This window comes from Halomonas sp. LES1, assembly GCF_031846005.1.
Taxonomy (GTDB): Bacteria; Pseudomonadota; Gammaproteobacteria; order Pseudomonadales; family Halomonadaceae; genus Halomonas.
In genome coordinates this window covers 300,229-315,929 of sequence record NZ_JAVRGC010000001.1, presented here as the reverse complement: position 1 = coordinate 315,929, position 15,701 = coordinate 300,229, and the positions used below count along the sequence as shown (strand labels likewise).

Sequence of the window (15,701 nt, the reverse complement as noted above, 5' to 3'; positions counted from 1 at the left end):
TCTACTCCCCAGGTGGCTTGCGAGGACTCGGGCTCTCCATCAGCCAGGCCGTCAGCGCGATGATGAGCCCCCAGGCGATGAACAGATAGAGCGGCAGCCAGGAGATCGCCATGGCCCGGTCCGCCACCAGTACCAGAGGCGGGGTGAACAGCAGTGCGGCCAGGATGATCAATGCCAGCAGACGCTCGCGGCGCCGCGGTACGCTCAGCATGGCAAGACGCTCCGATCGGGGGTGGTCGTCATGAGGCGCAGGCGTCCTCCTTGCTCAATGCACTGTTCTGCAGGGCCAGGGCCTTCTCGAGGGTGTCGATGCCGCGGGCCTCCAGACGGGGCAGCAGCGACAGCCATAGCTCGGCGGTGACACGGGCATCGCCCAGGGCGGTGTGGCGAGTGCCCGGGGGGAAGGAGAGGTCATAGCGTTCGGCCAGGCTGTCGAGGTCATGGCCATCGAGGCTGGCATCCAGCGCCCGGGAGATCAGCAGGGTGTCGAGTACCGGCATGTCCAGCGCGATGCCGGCCCCGGGTGGTTGCAGAGCCAGTAGATCGAAGGCGGCATTATGGGCCAGCAGCACGGCGTCTCCCACATAGTCGCGGAAGCGAGGCAGTGCCACCGAGAGTGGTGGGGCGCCGGTGACGGCGTCATCGGTGATGCCGTGAATGGCGGTGCTGGCCGGGGGGATCGGTTTTCCTGGGTCGACGTAGAGGTCGAAGGTTTCACTGGCCAGCAGTCGTGCGTTGACGACCCGGCAGGCGCCGATGCTGATCACGGTGTCGCCGCGGCGCAGCTCCAGGCCGGTGGTCTCGGTATCGAAGGCCACCACCTCCAGGGCGCGGAGTGGTCGGGCGGCCAGCTCCGCATCGGGCGCCGGCAGATCGGCGATGCCGAAGTCGTGGAACTCGGGGCGTGGCGGAAGCGTCTGGCGCGGTGCCCCGACCCGCCCCGCGGCGTGAAAGGGCAGGCGCAGCCGAGCATGCCACCCATCGTCATCGGCCAGGCTCCAGACGTCGCTATCGTGCTGATGCAGCACATCGGCCACCCGAGGATTGAAGGGAAGTGCCTCCAGGTGTTGCTGTTGCCACTCGCCCAGCCGTGATTCGGCAAGCGGCTTTCCCTCCCAGATCAGGTCGAGGTAGGTCCGCTTGTTGCCCAGGCATACCTCGCCCTCCAGGGGGACATCGCCCAGCGTTGCCTCCAGGGTGTCGAGCAGCGAGCCCAGCAGCACCAGCAGGGCACTGGCATCGCCCTTCAGCCAGGCCGGCATGCCGACCGCGGTGAGCTGGCGTGTCGCCGGTAGCCGTTCGTTGAGGCTGGCCCAGAGGTCATTTGACCACAGGGGGACCAGTCGCTCGCCCTCCTGCTGCATGCGCTCGATCAGGGTCGAGAGGCCATCGATATCCTCCCCCAGGGCCTGGCTCTCCTCCGCGATCACTCGCTCAAGCCGGCGGCGCATCTCGCCGGCGCCTTCGGGCAGGGCAGAGAGGGCGTCGGCGGCACTGGTCAGGCTGGCGCCATGGCGACGTAGCCGCGGCAGACCATCGAGCAGCTCGGCACGGGCACCCATCTCGCTGGTCCAGGCGGCGGTGGTGTCGATAAGAGTCAGCATGGTCTCGCCATGGCTGCCGGGTACCCGACGCAAGGTGGCACGCAGCCAACGCTCGCCACTGGGCACCAGCACCTCGCGAGGGGCACCATTGGCCGGCAGCTGGCTCAGGGCATCCTGCAGACTCACGGCGGGCAACAGGGCCTCGAGACGCTTGCCCAGGCCAAGGCTTGCGTGATCCTCGAACAGCGTCTCGGCAGCCTGGTTGAACAGCAGAATGCGACGGTGGTGGTCGCATAGCAGCAGCGGCGTATCGAGCACCTGCAGCAGGGTCTCGAGCTCCTGGCGTATCCGTGCCGCGCTTCGTGCGCCTTCGGCGTGGGCGGTGGCCAGCCGGGAGCGGTCGCTGCGCCACGCCTCCCGAACCCGCACCAGATCGGGGCCAAGAGCGCGTAGCCAGCCCTCCGGGGGATAGTCGTCCCGGGCGTCCGGGTTGGCCACCAGGCGTGCCAGCTGCACCTGCAGGTGGCGAAGCGGCGTGAACAGCTGGCGTTCGAGCAGCAGGCCGACCAGGAAGATGGTGCCGCCACCCGAGAGGCAGCCCGCCCACAGGACCAGGCGGGCGATCCCCCGGGGCTGGAAGAGGGTGTCGAGCCATAGGGCGAAGACGGCACCACCGAAGATGCTGATGCCGCTGAGCAGCAGCCACAGGCCGATCAGTCGCTGGCGGCGAGGCAGACCGGATAGCCGACGTCTCATCAGGACACCTCGGCGAGCAGGGTCTTGACCTTCTCCACCAGTGCCTGGGTCGAGAAGGGCTTGGTGACGTAGTCATCGGCGCCCAGCGCCAGCCCCTTCTCGCGTTCGACCTCGCGCCCGTGGGCGGTGAGCATGATGATGGGCAGGCGGCGATGGGCCGGATCGCCACGCAGGCGCTCGAGAACATCGAAGCCGCTGATGCCGGGCAGGCTGATATCCAGCAATACCAGGTCCGGCGCCCCCTCCGCGACCCGCGCCAGGGCGTTTTCGCCACTCTCCGCGGTGACCACCTCGAAGCCGGCCTGCTGCATCAGAAACTCCAGTGAAAGGACGATATTCGGCTCATCGTCTACCACCAACACCTTGGCCATGACGCACTCCAGGTCATTATGATCATTGTTGCCATCAGTCTATGTGGCTGTTGATGGCCGGGCAAAGACGACCTTGGCACAAGGCGGCGATGGCGGGGCGTGCTACGGTGGGGCTCAGGCTCTGTCCGAAAACTGGCTGCGCTCGGCTATACGGCGTTAAAAATCGACTCAAAGGACTCATTTACACTCCGTAAGCTCGTGCGCGAGCCCGGCCGTCTTTTCGCCGATTTTTGCCTTGTCTAACTTTCCCTCGCCGACTTTTCAGGCAAAACCTACTGTCTTTTTCTCTTCCTGTTTTCCTTCCTTTCCATTCGGAGATATGCGCATGATCGAGCTGCACCATCTGGAGAACTCTCGCTCGCAACGGGTCCTGTGGCTGCTCGAGGAGCTGGGTATCGACTTCGAGGTCGTCCGCTATTCGCGGGACCCCGAGACTCAACTGGCGCCGGCGTCGCTGCGTCAGCTTCACCCGCTGGGCAAGGCGCCACTGATTCGTGATCTGGGCCGCGACGAACGGGTGCTGGCCGAGTCCGGTGCGATAATCGACTACCTGGTCGAGCATCATGATCCACAGGCCCGGCTGGCCCCGTTGCCCGGCAGCGAGGCCCATGAGCGCTACCGATTCTGGCTGCACCATGCCGAAGGCTCGGCCATGCCGCCGCTTGTCATGCGGCTGGTGTTTTCGCGGCTCGGGCAGCCGCCGGTGCCGACCCTGGCACGCCCGCTGGGCCGGCTCTTTGCCCGCGGTGTGGAGCAGCAGTATCTGCGGCCGGAGATCCGGCGCCTTGCAGAGTTCTGGACGGAGGAGCTGGTGACGCGAGGGCCATGGTTCGCGGGCGAGTCCTTCAGTGCCGCCGATATTCAGATGAGCTTTCCCCTGCTGGCGCTGGAAAGTCGTGGCGGGCTGGTCGAGTTCCCCCGGCTGGTCGACTTTCTCGATGCCTGTCGCGAACGCGACGCCTATCGGCGCACCGTGGATCGTATCGGCGAGTTCGGCCTGGGATAGGGCCGACAGGGGCCGGGAAGTGTCGATGGTGGGTACCACTTTCGTCGCACCTGAGTGGCTTCGATGGCTCGTGATATGGACGTCGCGCACATAAGAGACGAAGATCATCCCGTAACCAAAGCTTGTAACTGCCTGTCACGTCCACTGCTAGGAGAGTGCCATGAGTGCCATTCTCGTCATGGTCCTGGGTCTTGCCGCGATGGCGGCCGGGTACTTCGTGTACTCGAAGTTCATCGCCGAGAAGATCTATCGACTCGACCCCGACTTCAAGACGCCGGCCCACGAATACGAGGACGGCATCGACTTCGTGCCCACCAACCGCTATGTGCTGTGGGGCCACCACTTCACCTCCGTGGCCGGCGCGGCGCCCATCGTGGGTCCCGCCATCGCGGTGATCTGGGGCTGGCTCCCGGCCTTCCTGTGGGTCGTGCTGGGGACCATCTTCTTCGCCGGCGTTCACGACTCGGGAGCGATCTGGGCCAGCGTGCGCAACCGGGCCAAGTCGGTCGGTGCCCTGACCGGTGATGTGGTGGGCAAGCGTGCCCGCAGCATCTTCATGATCGTCATCTTCCTGGTGCTGCTGATGGTCAATGCGGTATTCGCCGTGGTGATTGCCGGCCTGATGATGAACTTCTCCAGTGCCGTGGTACCGGTGTGGGGCGCCATTCTGGTGGCGCTGGTGATCGGTCAGATGATCTATCGCCGCAAGATGAGCCTGCCGATGGTCTCCATCGTCGGCGTGGTGGCGCTCTATGCGCTGATCGGCATCGGGCCCTCGGTGCCCCTGCAGATGCCGGCGGAAGTGGCGGGTGTCTCCGGCAACGCCATCTGGATCCTGCTGCTCTTCGGCTATGCCGCGATTGCCTCGCTGCTGCCGGTCTGGGTGCTGCTGCAGCCGCGGGACTATATCAATGGCCTGCAGCTGTTCGTGGGTCTGATCGTGCTGTATGGCGCCATTCTGCTGCTTAACCCGAGCATGGTGGCGCCGGCGTTCAACGACAATGTGCCGGCCGGTACGCCCTCGCTGATTCCGCTGCTGTTCGTGACCATCGCCTGTGGTGCCATCTCCGGCTTCCATGGCCTGGTGTCGTCCGGTACCACCTCAAAGCAGCTCAACAAGGAAACCGACGCACGCTTCGTCGGCTACTTCGGGGCCGTGGGTGAAGGCATGCTGGCGCTGGCCGCCATCCTCGCGGCGACCGCCGGCTTTGCGACCTTTGCCGACTGGGAGGCGATGTACACCGCCTTCGGTCAGGGGGGCGTCAACGCCTTCGTCGAGGGGGGAGCCTTTATCATCTCCAATGGCGTGGGCCTGCCCGAAGCCACCGCGGCGACCCTGCTGACCGTCATGGCGGCACTGTTCGCCGGCACCACCATGGATACCGGCCTGCGCCTGCAGCGCTATATCTTCCAGGAGTGGGGCGAGATCTATCAGCAGCGCTGGATGCAGAAGCCGGCGATCGCCACCCTGCTGGCGGTGGGCAGCTGCCTGCTGCTGGCCTTCGGCGCGGGCGGAGCGGATGGCTCCGGCGGGCTGATCATCTGGCCGCTGTTCGGCACCACCAACCAGCTGCTGGCCGGTCTGTCGCTGCTGGTGGTCACCGTGATGCTGGTACGCCTGGGTCGCCCCATGTGGTTTACCCTGGCACCGCTGGTCTTTCTTCTGGTGGTCACCATCATCGCGCTGTTGCTGCAGCTGCGCAGCTTCTTCGAGCAGGGCAACTACTTCCTGCTGGTGCTGGATATCGTGGTGCTGGTCGCGGCCATTCTGGTTTCGCTCGAGTGCGTGTCGGCTCTCAAGCGGATCAAGAGCGAGGCCCCTGCCCAGCAAGAATAAATGGTGAACCTTTTAGGAGTCACAGGATGAGCGACGACCATGAGGAGGAGGGTCGTGCGGCTCGTCTCGAACGGATTCGGGCCTGGCTTAGCCAGGCCCGCTTCTTCGCGGAGGAGGTCTACTCCTCCCGCTACCGGGGCGCGATTGCCCGCGCCCGCCGAGACGAGGACGACCTGTTCATGCTGCTGGTGTTCTCCGAGATGATGGGAGTTCCCAATCCGGCGGCCTACTACACCCTGGAGCTGCAGCCCCTGTTGCTGGAGCGCTTCCACGAATGGCACCAACGCATGGGAATGGAGCGCTCGCCACTCGACCACTTCAAATGTTGTTGAGGGTTCAATGAAAGAACTTCTGGAAAAACGTCTGCTCTGGGTGGGTGGCAAGGGTGGGGTCGGCAAGACGACCGTCGCCGCGGCCCTGGCGGTGCTCGCGGCCCGCCGTGGGCGGCGGGTGCTGGTTGTCTCCACCGATCCGGCGCATAGCCTGGGCGACGTTTTCGATCGCGAGCTGAGTGATGTGCCGCGGCGGCTGCTGCCCAATCTCGACGCCATGGAGATCGACCCGGATGCCGAGGTGGAGGCCCACCTGACCCGTGTCACCGCTCAGATGCGCCGTTATGCGGCACCGGAGATGATGGCCGAGCTCGAGCGTCAGATGCGCCTGACCCGGCAGTCACCGGGTACCCAGGAGGCGGCACTGCTGGAGCGGCTGTCGCGCCTGGTCACCGATGATTCGGGGGAGTGGGACCTGGTCATCTTCGATACGGCACCCACCGGCCATACCCTGCGCCTGTTGACGCTGCCCGAGGCGATGGCCGCCTGGACCGATGGACTGCTGGCCCATAATCGCAAGTCCGAGGAGCTGGGCAAGGTGTTGTCACATCTGGCGCCCAAGCGCGGCAAGGATGTTTCGACGCCGTTCGATGACCCCCACGAGGATGGGCTGGCGGACCTCGATGAGAAGACGCGCGATGTGGCCAGGACCTTGATGGAACGACGGCGGCTGTTTCATCAGGCACGACGACGCATCGAGAATCCGGACGAGACCGGTTTCCTCTTCGTGATGACCCCGGAGCGACTGCCGATCCTCGAGACGGCGCGCGCGGTGGCCACCCTGGAGGAGGCCCATGTGCCGGTGGCGGGCACGCTCGTCAATCGGGTGATTCCTCCGGAGGCCGACGGTGACTTCCTCAACGCACGCCGCGAGCAGGAGGCCACCTACCTGAGGCGCATCGACGAGCAGCTGGGGCATCTGCCGCGCCCGCGGCTGCCGTGGCTGCCAACCGACGTGCAGGGCATAGAGATTCTCGAGCAGCTGGCCGAGCGTCTCGAGGCGGAAGGCTTCTAGATGCCAGAGTGCCAGGAGGATAAAGCCGTGGAGTTTCGCTAGAGTTCGGTCTTCTCCTGGTACTCGCACAGATCCTCGATCACGCAGCTGCCGCAGCGCGGCTTGCGGGCGATGCAGGTATAGCGACCGTGCAGGATCAGCCAGTGGTGGGCATCCTGCCGGAACTCCCTGGGCACGTGGCGCAGCAGCTTCTTCTCCACCTCGACCACATCCTTGCCCTTGGCGATGCCGGTGCGATTGGAAACCCGGAAGATATGGGTGTCCACGGCGATGGTGGGCTGGCCGAAGGCGGTGTTGAGGATCACGTTGGCGGTCTTGCGCCCGACGCCGGGCAGCGCCTCGAGGGCGGCGCGCGTCCCGGGGACTTCGCCGCCGTGCTCCTCCACCAGCAGATGGCAGGTCTTCATCAGATTCACGGCCTTGGTGTTGTAGAGGCCGATGGTCTTGATGTGTTCCTTGAGTCCATCGAGGCCCAGCTCGATGATCGCCTGGGGGGTATTGGCTACCGGGAAGAGCCGCGCGGTGGCCTTGTTGACGCCCACATCGGTCGCCTGGGCGGAGAGCAGCACCGCGGCCAGCAGCTCGAAGGGGGTTTCCCAGCGGAGCTCGGTGGTGGGGTGGGGGTTGTGCTCGCGCAGCCGCGCGAAGATTTCGTAGCGTTTCTGGGCGTTCATGGCAGTCCCTGGCAGGAGCTCGGGGCGCCGGGGACAGGCCGAAGAGGAGGTCCTACGCCAGGGATGGCGTCGGTAGCGTACAGGGAAGTATTCACAGCGCCTCCTCGCAGGCCTGTCGCCGGATCAGCCCCGGGCAGTGAGTCGGGAAGGTGTCATCGGATCATTCGGTGGAGTCTACCTGCTCTAGCGCGCTTCTGGCCTCGGCAAGCAGCCGCTCGGCTTCGGGCAGCTGGGCCAGGGCAGTGGCCTCGGCCTTGTCGTCGCCGCGGCGGCGAGCGCTCTCCAGCTGCTGCTGCACTCGCTTCAGGGCCTGCTCGGCGGCCTTGACGGCCATCTGCCGCTGGCGCTGGATGACCGCGCCGCCGAGTGAGCCGCTAGTCTCCTTGCCGGCAGCGCCGCGCCGCTGTTGCATCAGCCGCCTCTGGCGCTCGAGTCGTTTGTCGCGGGCCTCCCGGGCCTGGCGCTGTTGTCTGGTGCGGTGGCGTCGGCGACCCAGCTCGGCGCGGCGCGCCAGGTAAGCGTCGCGCTCCGTATCGCTTTCGGCAGACGCCCAGGCGGGGTGAGGCACGAGGTCGATGCAGTCCACCGGGCAGGGCGCCACGCAAAGCTCGCAGCCGGTACACTCGTCGGTGATCACCGTGTGCATGCGCTTGGCCGCCCCGAGGATGGCATCCACCGGGCAGGCCTGAATGCACTTGGTGCAGCCGATGCACTCGGCCTCGCGAATCACCGCGGCCAGGGGCAGCTGGGCGGGTTCCGCCAGCGGCTGCTCGGGCTGGCCGGTCAGGGTGGCCAGCCGAGCGAGCGTCTGCTCGCCGCCCGGGGGGCAGCGATTGATCGGCTCGCCCTCGGCGATCGCCTCGGCATACGGCAGACAGCCATCGAAGCCACACTTGCCGCACTGGGTCTGGGGCAGCAGGGCATCGATGGCCTCGATCAGGTCATGGCGACTCACGGTGGTTCAGGTCACCCGTTGACCGGGCTCGGCGCCGGAGTCCGGTGAGAGCAGATAGATGCCCTCGTCGTTGGCCGAGGCCAGCACCATTCCCTCCGAGACGCCGAAGCGCATCTTGCGCGGCGCCAGGTTGGCGACCATCACCGTGAGACGACCCTCCAGTGCCTCGGGGGCATAGGCGGCACGGATGCCCGAGAAGACCGTACGGCTCTCGCCGCCCAGATCCAGGCTCAGCTTGAGCAGCTTGTCGGCGCCCTCGACATACTCCGCCTTGGCGATGCGTGCGATACGCAGGTCGACCTTGATGAAGTCGTCGAAGGAGATCTCCTCGGCGATCGGTTCCTCGGTCAGGGGCCCCCTGGGGGTCTTCTTGAGCTTCTGTTCTTCCACCAGATCCTCCTTGGATGCCTCGATCATGGCATCGACTCTGTCCTTCTCCACGCGGGTCATCAGCGGCTTGAACTTGGCAATCTCGTGGTCGAGCAACAGCTCGTGCCGGCTATGCCAGTCCAGCGACTCGAGCCTGAGGAAGCCACGGGCCTGCTCGGCCATGGCCGGGACTACCGGCGCCAGATAGATCATCAGCTGGCGGAACAGGTTGATACCGACCGAGCAGATATCCAGCACCTCCTGCTCGCGCCCCTCCTGCTTGGCCAGTACCCAGGGCTCCGCCTCGGCGATATAGGTGTTGGCCTCGTCGGCCAGCTCCATTACCAGGCGCATGGCGCGGCCGAATTCGCGGGTCTCGAACTGCTCGGCGATCTCGTCGCCGGCGCTGATGAAGCGGGCGACGCGCTCGGGCTCGGCGCAGTGGGCGGAGAGCTTGCCTCCACCCAGCTTCTTGACGAAGCCGGCGCAGCGGCTGGCGATATTGACGACCTTGCCTACCAGGTCGCTGTTGACCCGCGCGGTGAAGTCCTCAAGGTTGAGGTCGAGGTCGTCGACCCTCGAGGTGAGCTTGGCGGCGAAGTAGTAGCGCAGGTATTCCGGGTTGAGGTGGTCTGCATAGGTGGCGGCCTTGATAAAGGTGCCACGGGACTTGGACATCTTGGCGCCGTTGACGGTCACGAAGCCGTGGCAGTTTACCGCCGTCGGGGTGCGGAAGTCGGCACCATGCAGCATGGCGGGCCAGAAAAGGGCGTGGAAGTAGACGATATCCTTGCCGATGAAGTGGTAGACCTCGGCGTCGCTACCCCTCTTCCAGTAGCTGTCGAAGTCGATGCCCTCGCGGTCGCAGAGGTTCTTGAAGCTGGCCAGGTAGCCGATCGGGGCATCGAGCCAGACGTAGAAGTACTTGCCCGGGGCATCGGGAATCTCGAAGCCGAAGTAGGGGGCGTCACGCGAGATATCCCACTCGTTGAATCCGGCCTCGAACCACTCCATCAGCTTGTTGCGGATCTGGGGCTGGACATGGCCATCGTTGATCCAGCCATGCATGAAGTCGGCGAAGTCAGGCAGCTTGAAGAAGTAGTGGGTGGAGCTGCGCACCTCGGGCGTGGCACCGGAGATGGCCGACACCGGGTCGATCAGCTCCGCCGGGGTGTAGGTGGCCCCGCACGCCTCGCAGTTGTCACCGTACTGGTCGTCGGTCTTGCACGATGGGCAGGTGCCCTTGATGAAGCGGTCGGCCAGGAAGAGCCCCTTCACCGGGTCGTACATCTGTTCGATGTCGCGGGTCGCGATATGGCCCTTGTCGCGCAGGCGAGTGTAGATCAGCTCGCTGAAGTAGCGGTTCTCTTCCGAGTGGGTCGAGTGGTAGTTGTCGAAGGCGACGCCGAAGGTCGCGAAGTCCGCCTGGTGTTCCCGGCTGACGCGCTCGATCAACGCCTCGGGAGTGATGCCCTCCTGCTCGGCGCGCAGCATGATGGCGGTGCCGTGGGCGTCGTCGGCGCAGACGTAGTGGCACTCATGGCCGCGACTCTTCTGGAAGCGCACCCAGATGTCGGTCTGGATGTATTCCAGCAGATGGCCCAGGTGGATGGCGCCGTTGGCGTAGGGCAGGGCGCTGGTGGCCAGTATCTTGCGCGGGGCGGTATTCAACATGGTGGCTCAGAGGTTCCCGTAAGCGTGGTACATGGCGGCCGACTCGACGCCGGGGCGAAGTCGAGGCCGCCATGCGACCTATCCGTGAAATCAGGCCTCGATTGTAGCATCTTCGCCCCCGACTGCACCTGCCCGGTGGCCCGCCATCGAGGGCCACCGACGTGAGTCGCGTTATGTCCGGCGGCCGGGGGATCCCGACCCATCGTCGCCGACCGGCGACGCTTGGCGCGACCCGACGACTCGGGTAGAGTCTGCCCCTCTGCCGGTGGGGGCCCAGTGGATGGCGTGGCCTGCCGACGGACTCATCAGCCTAACGTCACCTTCGATGGACCCCAACGTTCTTCTCGGAGGTATTATCCATGGCATTTCGCCGTATCCTGCCCCTCATGGGCATCGTCGCACTGCTCGCCGGTTGCGCAGGAGGGGCCATCGCCCCGAACTACACTAGCGAGAATCCCGACATCATGCGCATCGGCAACGAGCGCCCCGCCGACCCCCAGGTGACCACCGAGAGTCTTGGCTCCTACTGCGTCAAGGTTACCGAAACCTGGAGCCAGGAAGGCGAGACGCCGGACGGCCAGAAGCTCTGGGCCCTGAACACCCAACGCAACGTGGTGCCCTGCAACTGAGGTTGGCACCCCGGTCGACCACGCCATACCCGGTGCAGTACACCGGGTATGGCGTTTCGGGGCCGTCGATTCGATGTCCAGCGCCGATTAGGGCGCACTCTCCTTCAAGCGATAGGGCAGGGAGAGATCGCCAGGGGCTACGTCGTACACTTCGTAGACGCCCAGCATCGGTCGGCCGTCGTCGGAAGTGTTGACCTCCAGGTAGGCAGTCACGGCATCGAAGGAGAAGTCGCGGACGTTCTGGATCCGCCAGGCGGGCACCAGGATGCGCAGCGTATTCTCCTGCAGCACGAACTGAGCCCCGGGGGGTCCAGGTAGAGCGGCATGTCGGGGTGGGTGGCGGGAAGTGTGGGGGCTCGCCATCGGTAATGACCGCTAGGCTGAGGTGCCCCCTCTGCAATGCCAGGTGGCCTTCCTGCTAGCGTAGACACTCACTCCCGGGAAGTCGGCGCAGGCTCAACGCCTGGCGGACACATGATAGACACCGAAGTGGGTGAGGCCTCGGTCATGGAGGTGTAGCGCCTGCATACGGCTCATCACGCCCTGTTCGCAGTACAGGAAATAGTGCCGGTCGTCGGGTAGCTCCGGGGCACGCTGCTGCAGCTCGTAGAAGGGGATCTCGAGGCGCTGGCCCGACTTCAGGGCGAGCGGGGCCACCTCGCGCTCTACCGGGGGGCGAATGTCGATAACGCTGACATCCTCGCCCGCGTGGGCTTCGGGGACCTCCCCGCCGGCCTTGTGGCCAGTTGAGTCGTGCTGGTTCTCGCCAAGACGGTCGATACGGGTGGTCTCGGTGGTCTCGATGACGGCGTCCAGTATGGCAAAGTCGAACTCGGCCTCGGCCTCGGTGATCTGGTCGCGACGGGCACGGGTGTTGGGGCGTCGCGAGATGACACCACAATACTCGGGCATCACCTCGGCGAAGCGGGCGGTATCGATCACTCGCGCCTGGTTGATGATGGTCTGCTTGTCATCGGTCAGCAGCGGGCGCAGTATCGGCAGATCGCTGGCATCATCGATCAGCGCCAGGTTGGTCAGGGTCTGGCTGGAGACCTGGGCGATGGCGTCGCCGGTGACCAGCGCCGGTATGCGGGCACGCTGGGCGATGCGTGAAGCGGCTCGTGCCATCATGCGCTTGAGCACCACACCCATCATGCCGTCCGGCACCTTGCGCAGGATCTCGCCGACCACCGGCTCGAAAGGAACCGAGATGAAGTTGACGCGATGCGACAGGCTGTAGCGCTGCCAGAGGTGGTGGGTGACCTCACGCACGCCCCGCTCATGCTCGGGGCCGCCCAGGTTGAAGAACAGAAAGTGGGTCTTGATGCCGCGGCGGATCATTCGCCAGGCGGCCACTGGTGAGTCATAACCGCCGGAGATCAGCGCCAGGGCCTGGCCCTGCAGGCCGAGTGGGTAGCCGCCCAGTCCCGGCAGGCGACGATCGATCAGGCGCAGTCGTTGCTCGATGACCTCTACCGTCACATTCACCTCGGGGTGCTTGAGGTCGACCCTGGCATCGGGCGCGGCGGCGAGCAGTGCCGCGCCGAGATGGCGTTCCAGATCGGAGGAGGTGAAGTCGTGCTGGCCGCGGCGTTTGGCCGAGACACGAAAGCGCCGGCCGGCGATGCGCGGCTGCCAGCATGGCACGACATGATTGGCGATATCATCGAGGTCATCGAAGTCGACCTCGCGAACCTCCTGAACCTCCTGGGCACCAGGGACCCGACAGAGACGCGCCTCGACCTCATCGATCAGCGGCGCGTCGGCGCTATCAGGCACCGACACCATCAACAGGTCCCATCCCGCGCGCACCCCGATACCGGGCTCCAGAGGCTTCAGAGTATTGCGCACATTGGCGGCGAGACAGCGGGTCATGTGCTGACGAACGGAGCGCGACTTGATGGTGATCTCGGGGCTTAGCTTGAGGAGGTAGTACATGATGGTGAGGGCTGTATAGCTCTAGTCAAATCAATGGGTTGTTATTCTAACAGAGTCGTGGGGCACGAACACGCAAACGCCCGGCAGGTGCCGGGCGTCGCGGGGTTCTTGTTTGAAGAGGGCAGGTCGTTACTCAGTAGAGTGCCTGTTCCTCGTTGACGACCTCACGCAGCAGCTCGAGGAAGAGCCTGTCGGCCTCGCTATGCTCCTCGGGATCCTCCGGAATATGAATGCTGGTGGTGTCCGAGATCTCGTTGGCGATGCGCGCCACGACCTCCTGAGAATTACCCTCCGGCACATGACGGCGGGCGATCTCCAGCGCCTGGTCGAGGATTCTGGGATCCTGCAGAAGCTTCCTTATGAAACCCTGCAGTTCGTTGATGACGCGCGTCTTCTGAATTTCCGATGAGGACATGGCGTGCTCCTTGTGATAACCGGCCGTGTCGATGCCATGACGATAGCACGTTTGCAGGGTGCTGATGAGGTTCCTTGTTGGGTCTTGTTCTTCATTAAAAAAAACGTAACCCTATGCTTAGGCAGTGGGGTCATAACAAGCCGGCAGCGTGTACGCGTTTAAGGCTCGGTCCATGAACCACGATGCACAGCAGTCCGAGAGCAAGATGGTGCAGCTGACCAGGATTGTGCTCTTGCAGTGTGCAGGAAAGCATCAGCTACGTAGTAAAAACAGCGCCACGCCTCGTAGCGAGCGATATCAACAACTTTGTAGACCGAGATTTCACAGTGAAATCTCTTCAGGCAACCATTACACAGGCAGCTCATGAAATTTACCCTCATCTCGTCAACCTCTCGCCGCGTCATCGGAGTTGCTACCCTGGGCGCTGCGTTGGCTCTTATGCCGATTAGCGCCGCGGTGGCTCGGGGTTTGCCGCCGGGCCTTGCTGCACCGGGATCAACCACCCTCGCCGATGCGGTACGGCAGGCACTCACTACCAACCCCGAGGTGCAGGCCGTTTGGAGCGAGCTGCGTGCTGCCGATGATGATGTGGATATTGCATTCGGGAGCTACCTGCCCACTGTTGATGTCAGCGCCGGAACTGGCCGTGAGTATCGGGAAGGTGAGCCTGGTCCAGGCTTCTCCAAAAGCGGAAGCTACGAGACCCGCTTTGCCGAGATCACCCTGACCCAAATGATATACGATGGATTTGCCACCGTCAGTGAGGTGGATAGCCTTAATCATGCCAAGCTGGTGCGCTATTATGAGCTGGTTGGAGCCAGCGAGAGTGTTGCGCTCGAGGCGACCCGTGCCTATCTGGATGTCAGCCGCTACCGCGAGCTGGTGAGCCTGGCCCGGGAAAACTATGAGGAACACCTACGAGTATTCAGGCAGATCGAGCAGCGCGTGCGTTCGGGTGCCGGCCGTGGGGTAGACCTCGAGCAGATCAGCGGACGCCTGGCATTGGCCGAGTCGAACCTGATGACGGAGGCCTCCAATCTGCATGACGTCACGGTGAGTTTTCAACGCATTGTCGGTGAGCTGCCTGCCGCTCGGCTGGCGCCGGCACCGAAGTTCGACGATCGCCTCCCGGCTAGTGTGGCCGAGGCGCTGGACATGGCCTTCCAGGGCAATCCGGAGTTCCATGCCGCTATTGAGAATATCGAAGCAGTCCGTGCCGAGCGCGAGGCCGTCAAGTCCGCCTTCCACCCCCGTCTCGACCTACGCGGGAGCGCAGGTACCTACCGCAACGACAGCGGTTACGATATCTACGATGACCGCCAACGCCAGAGCATCGAGCTGGTCGCGAGCGTGAACCTCTATCGTGGCGGCAGCGATCTGGCCTCGTTCCGCGCTGCCAGCCATCGTGTCGAGCAGGCGAGTGACCTGCGCGAGAAGGCCTGTATAGATGTTCGCCAGACCACCCAGATTGCTTACAGCGACACCCAACGGTTGCGTGAGCAGCTGACCTACCTCAATCAGCACCGTCTCTCCATCGATCGTGTGCGTGGTGCCTATCAGCAGCAGTTCGAGATCGGCCAGCGGACCCTGCTGGATGTGCTGGACAGCGAGAATGAATACTTCGAGGCCAGCCGTGCTTATGTCAATGCCCAGTATGATATAGCGATTGCCGATGCCCGGGTGCTGGCCTCCATGGGGCAGCTCATGAGAACCCTGGGAGTGGTCCACGACGAGATGCCGACTCTGGCCGAGATGGGAAGCGATGGTGTGACGCTGGATCCTGACACCATTTGTCCGGCAGAAGGTCCGAGGGGCTTTACATTGGCGGATTTTATCGGTGACACCGATTTTCCCGCCGAGGTATCAGGCCGCACTAGGAAGTGACCCCGTGTCGGCGAGAGTCTTGCATAACGGGACTCCATATGGCGGTCATCGAAGCACTGACTGCGTGCTGATTCGCCGAAGCATCCCGGGGCTTGCGAGCGGCGAGCACCACCGGCTTCGCGTCTGAAGCCGGTGCCCGATACGCCGGTATCGTGCCCTGGATGGCCACTGACGTGCATGTGGTGTGCGATGTCATGACGCGTAGCTGATGGTTGTGAGGACCCGCTGAGAGAGGTCACGCTGCCGGCATGTGCTCTGCCCTCATCGCGATGGTGATGTCAGGGATAATCGATAATCGAGGT

Annotated in this window: 15 protein-coding genes; 6 read left to right on the top strand and 9 right to left on the bottom strand. The window is 64.3% G+C overall.

Annotated features, from left to right (window positions below; genetic code table 11):
• Position 1 precedes the first annotated feature (1 nt).
• From RM463_RS01570 to RM463_RS01560, 3 genes are read right to left on the bottom strand one after another with little or no spacing between them, the layout of a single operon-like run.
• A complete protein-coding gene (locus RM463_RS01570) occupies positions 2–211 on the bottom strand; it encodes a hypothetical protein (protein ID WP_195687187.1) in 210 nt (69 codons plus the stop codon).
• A 28-nt stretch (positions 212–239) separates the two neighbouring features.
• Entirely contained in the window at positions 240–2,300 is a 2,061-nt protein-coding gene (locus RM463_RS01565; RefSeq protein ID WP_311428704.1) for an exonuclease domain-containing protein, read from the bottom strand.
• Positions 2,300–2,671 (bottom strand): response regulator, encoded by a 372-nt coding sequence (locus RM463_RS01560; protein WP_311428703.1) that lies wholly within the window; start codon positions 2,669–2,671, stop codon positions 2,300–2,302. The genes RM463_RS01565 and RM463_RS01560 overlap by 1 nt, the downstream gene beginning before the upstream one ends.
• Positions 2,672–2,996: 325 nt before the next feature.
• Between RM463_RS01560 and RM463_RS01555 the strand changes: the two genes are divergently transcribed.
• The 4 genes from RM463_RS01555 (at position 2,997) to RM463_RS01540 (ending at position 6,861) form a co-directional block, all read left to right on the top strand.
• Complete coding sequence (locus RM463_RS01555; RefSeq protein ID WP_311428702.1) at positions 2,997–3,677, top strand: glutathione S-transferase; 681 nt, start codon at positions 2,997–2,999, stop codon at positions 3,675–3,677.
• A gap of 160 nt (positions 3,678–3,837) precedes the next feature.
• A complete protein-coding gene (locus RM463_RS01550) occupies positions 3,838–5,514 on the top strand; it encodes a carbon starvation protein A (RefSeq protein WP_311428701.1) in 1,677 nt (558 codons plus the stop codon).
• Positions 5,515–5,540: 26 nt separating this feature from the next.
• A complete protein-coding gene (locus tag RM463_RS01545; RefSeq protein ID WP_311428700.1) occupies positions 5,541–5,846 on the top strand; it encodes a cory-CC-star protein in 306 nt (101 codons plus the stop codon).
• A gap of 7 nt (positions 5,847–5,853) precedes the next feature.
• Positions 5,854–6,861, top strand: a complete 1,008-nt coding sequence (locus RM463_RS01540; protein ID WP_311428699.1) for an ArsA family ATPase — start codon at positions 5,854–5,856, stop codon at positions 6,859–6,861.
• A gap of 38 nt (positions 6,862–6,899) precedes the next feature.
• Here RM463_RS01540 and nth read toward each other — a convergent pair whose 3' ends face one another.
• The 3 genes from nth to metG form a co-directional block, all read right to left on the bottom strand.
• On the bottom strand, positions 6,900–7,535 hold the full coding sequence (gene nth / locus RM463_RS01535) for an endonuclease III (RefSeq protein ID WP_311428698.1): 636 nt from the start codon (positions 7,533–7,535) through the stop codon (positions 6,900–6,902).
• Between the two features lie 160 nt (positions 7,536–7,695).
• A complete protein-coding gene (locus RM463_RS01530) occupies positions 7,696–8,490 on the bottom strand; it encodes an RnfABCDGE type electron transport complex subunit B (RefSeq protein WP_311428697.1) in 795 nt (264 codons plus the stop codon).
• Positions 8,491–8,496: 6 nt separating this feature from the next.
• Positions 8,497–10,533, bottom strand: coding sequence for a methionine--tRNA ligase (gene metG / locus RM463_RS01525; protein ID WP_311428696.1), 2,037 nt, complete (start codon positions 10,531–10,533; stop codon positions 8,497–8,499).
• A 359-nt stretch (positions 10,534–10,892) separates the two neighbouring features.
• Here metG and RM463_RS01520 point away from each other — a divergent pair, with 359 nt between their 5' ends.
• A complete protein-coding gene (locus RM463_RS01520; RefSeq protein ID WP_195687177.1) occupies positions 10,893–11,162 on the top strand; it encodes a hypothetical protein in 270 nt (89 codons plus the stop codon).
• Positions 11,163–11,249: 87 nt separating this feature from the next.
• On the opposite strand, the gene RM463_RS01515 is transcribed toward RM463_RS01520, so the two are convergent.
• The 3 genes from RM463_RS01515 to RM463_RS01505 form a co-directional block, all read right to left on the bottom strand.
• Positions 11,250–11,453: a hypothetical protein gene (locus tag RM463_RS01515; RefSeq protein ID WP_195687176.1), complete on the bottom strand. Its 204-nt coding sequence runs from the start codon at positions 11,451–11,453 to the stop codon at positions 11,250–11,252.
• 165 nt (positions 11,454–11,618) lie between these two features.
• Complete coding sequence (thiI, locus tag RM463_RS01510; protein WP_195687175.1) at positions 11,619–13,100, bottom strand: tRNA uracil 4-sulfurtransferase ThiI; 1,482 nt, start codon at positions 13,098–13,100, stop codon at positions 11,619–11,621.
• Positions 13,101–13,233: 133 nt separating this feature from the next.
• Positions 13,234–13,515 (bottom strand): hypothetical protein, encoded by a 282-nt coding sequence (locus tag RM463_RS01505; protein WP_195687174.1) that lies wholly within the window; start codon positions 13,513–13,515, stop codon positions 13,234–13,236.
• A gap of 438 nt (positions 13,516–13,953) precedes the next feature.
• Here RM463_RS01505 and RM463_RS01500 point away from each other — a divergent pair, with 438 nt between their 5' ends.
• Positions 13,954–15,399: a TolC family outer membrane protein gene (locus RM463_RS01500; protein ID WP_311428695.1), complete on the top strand. Its 1,446-nt coding sequence runs from the start codon at positions 13,954–13,956 to the stop codon at positions 15,397–15,399.
• Positions 15,400–15,701: the final 302 nt, after the last annotated feature.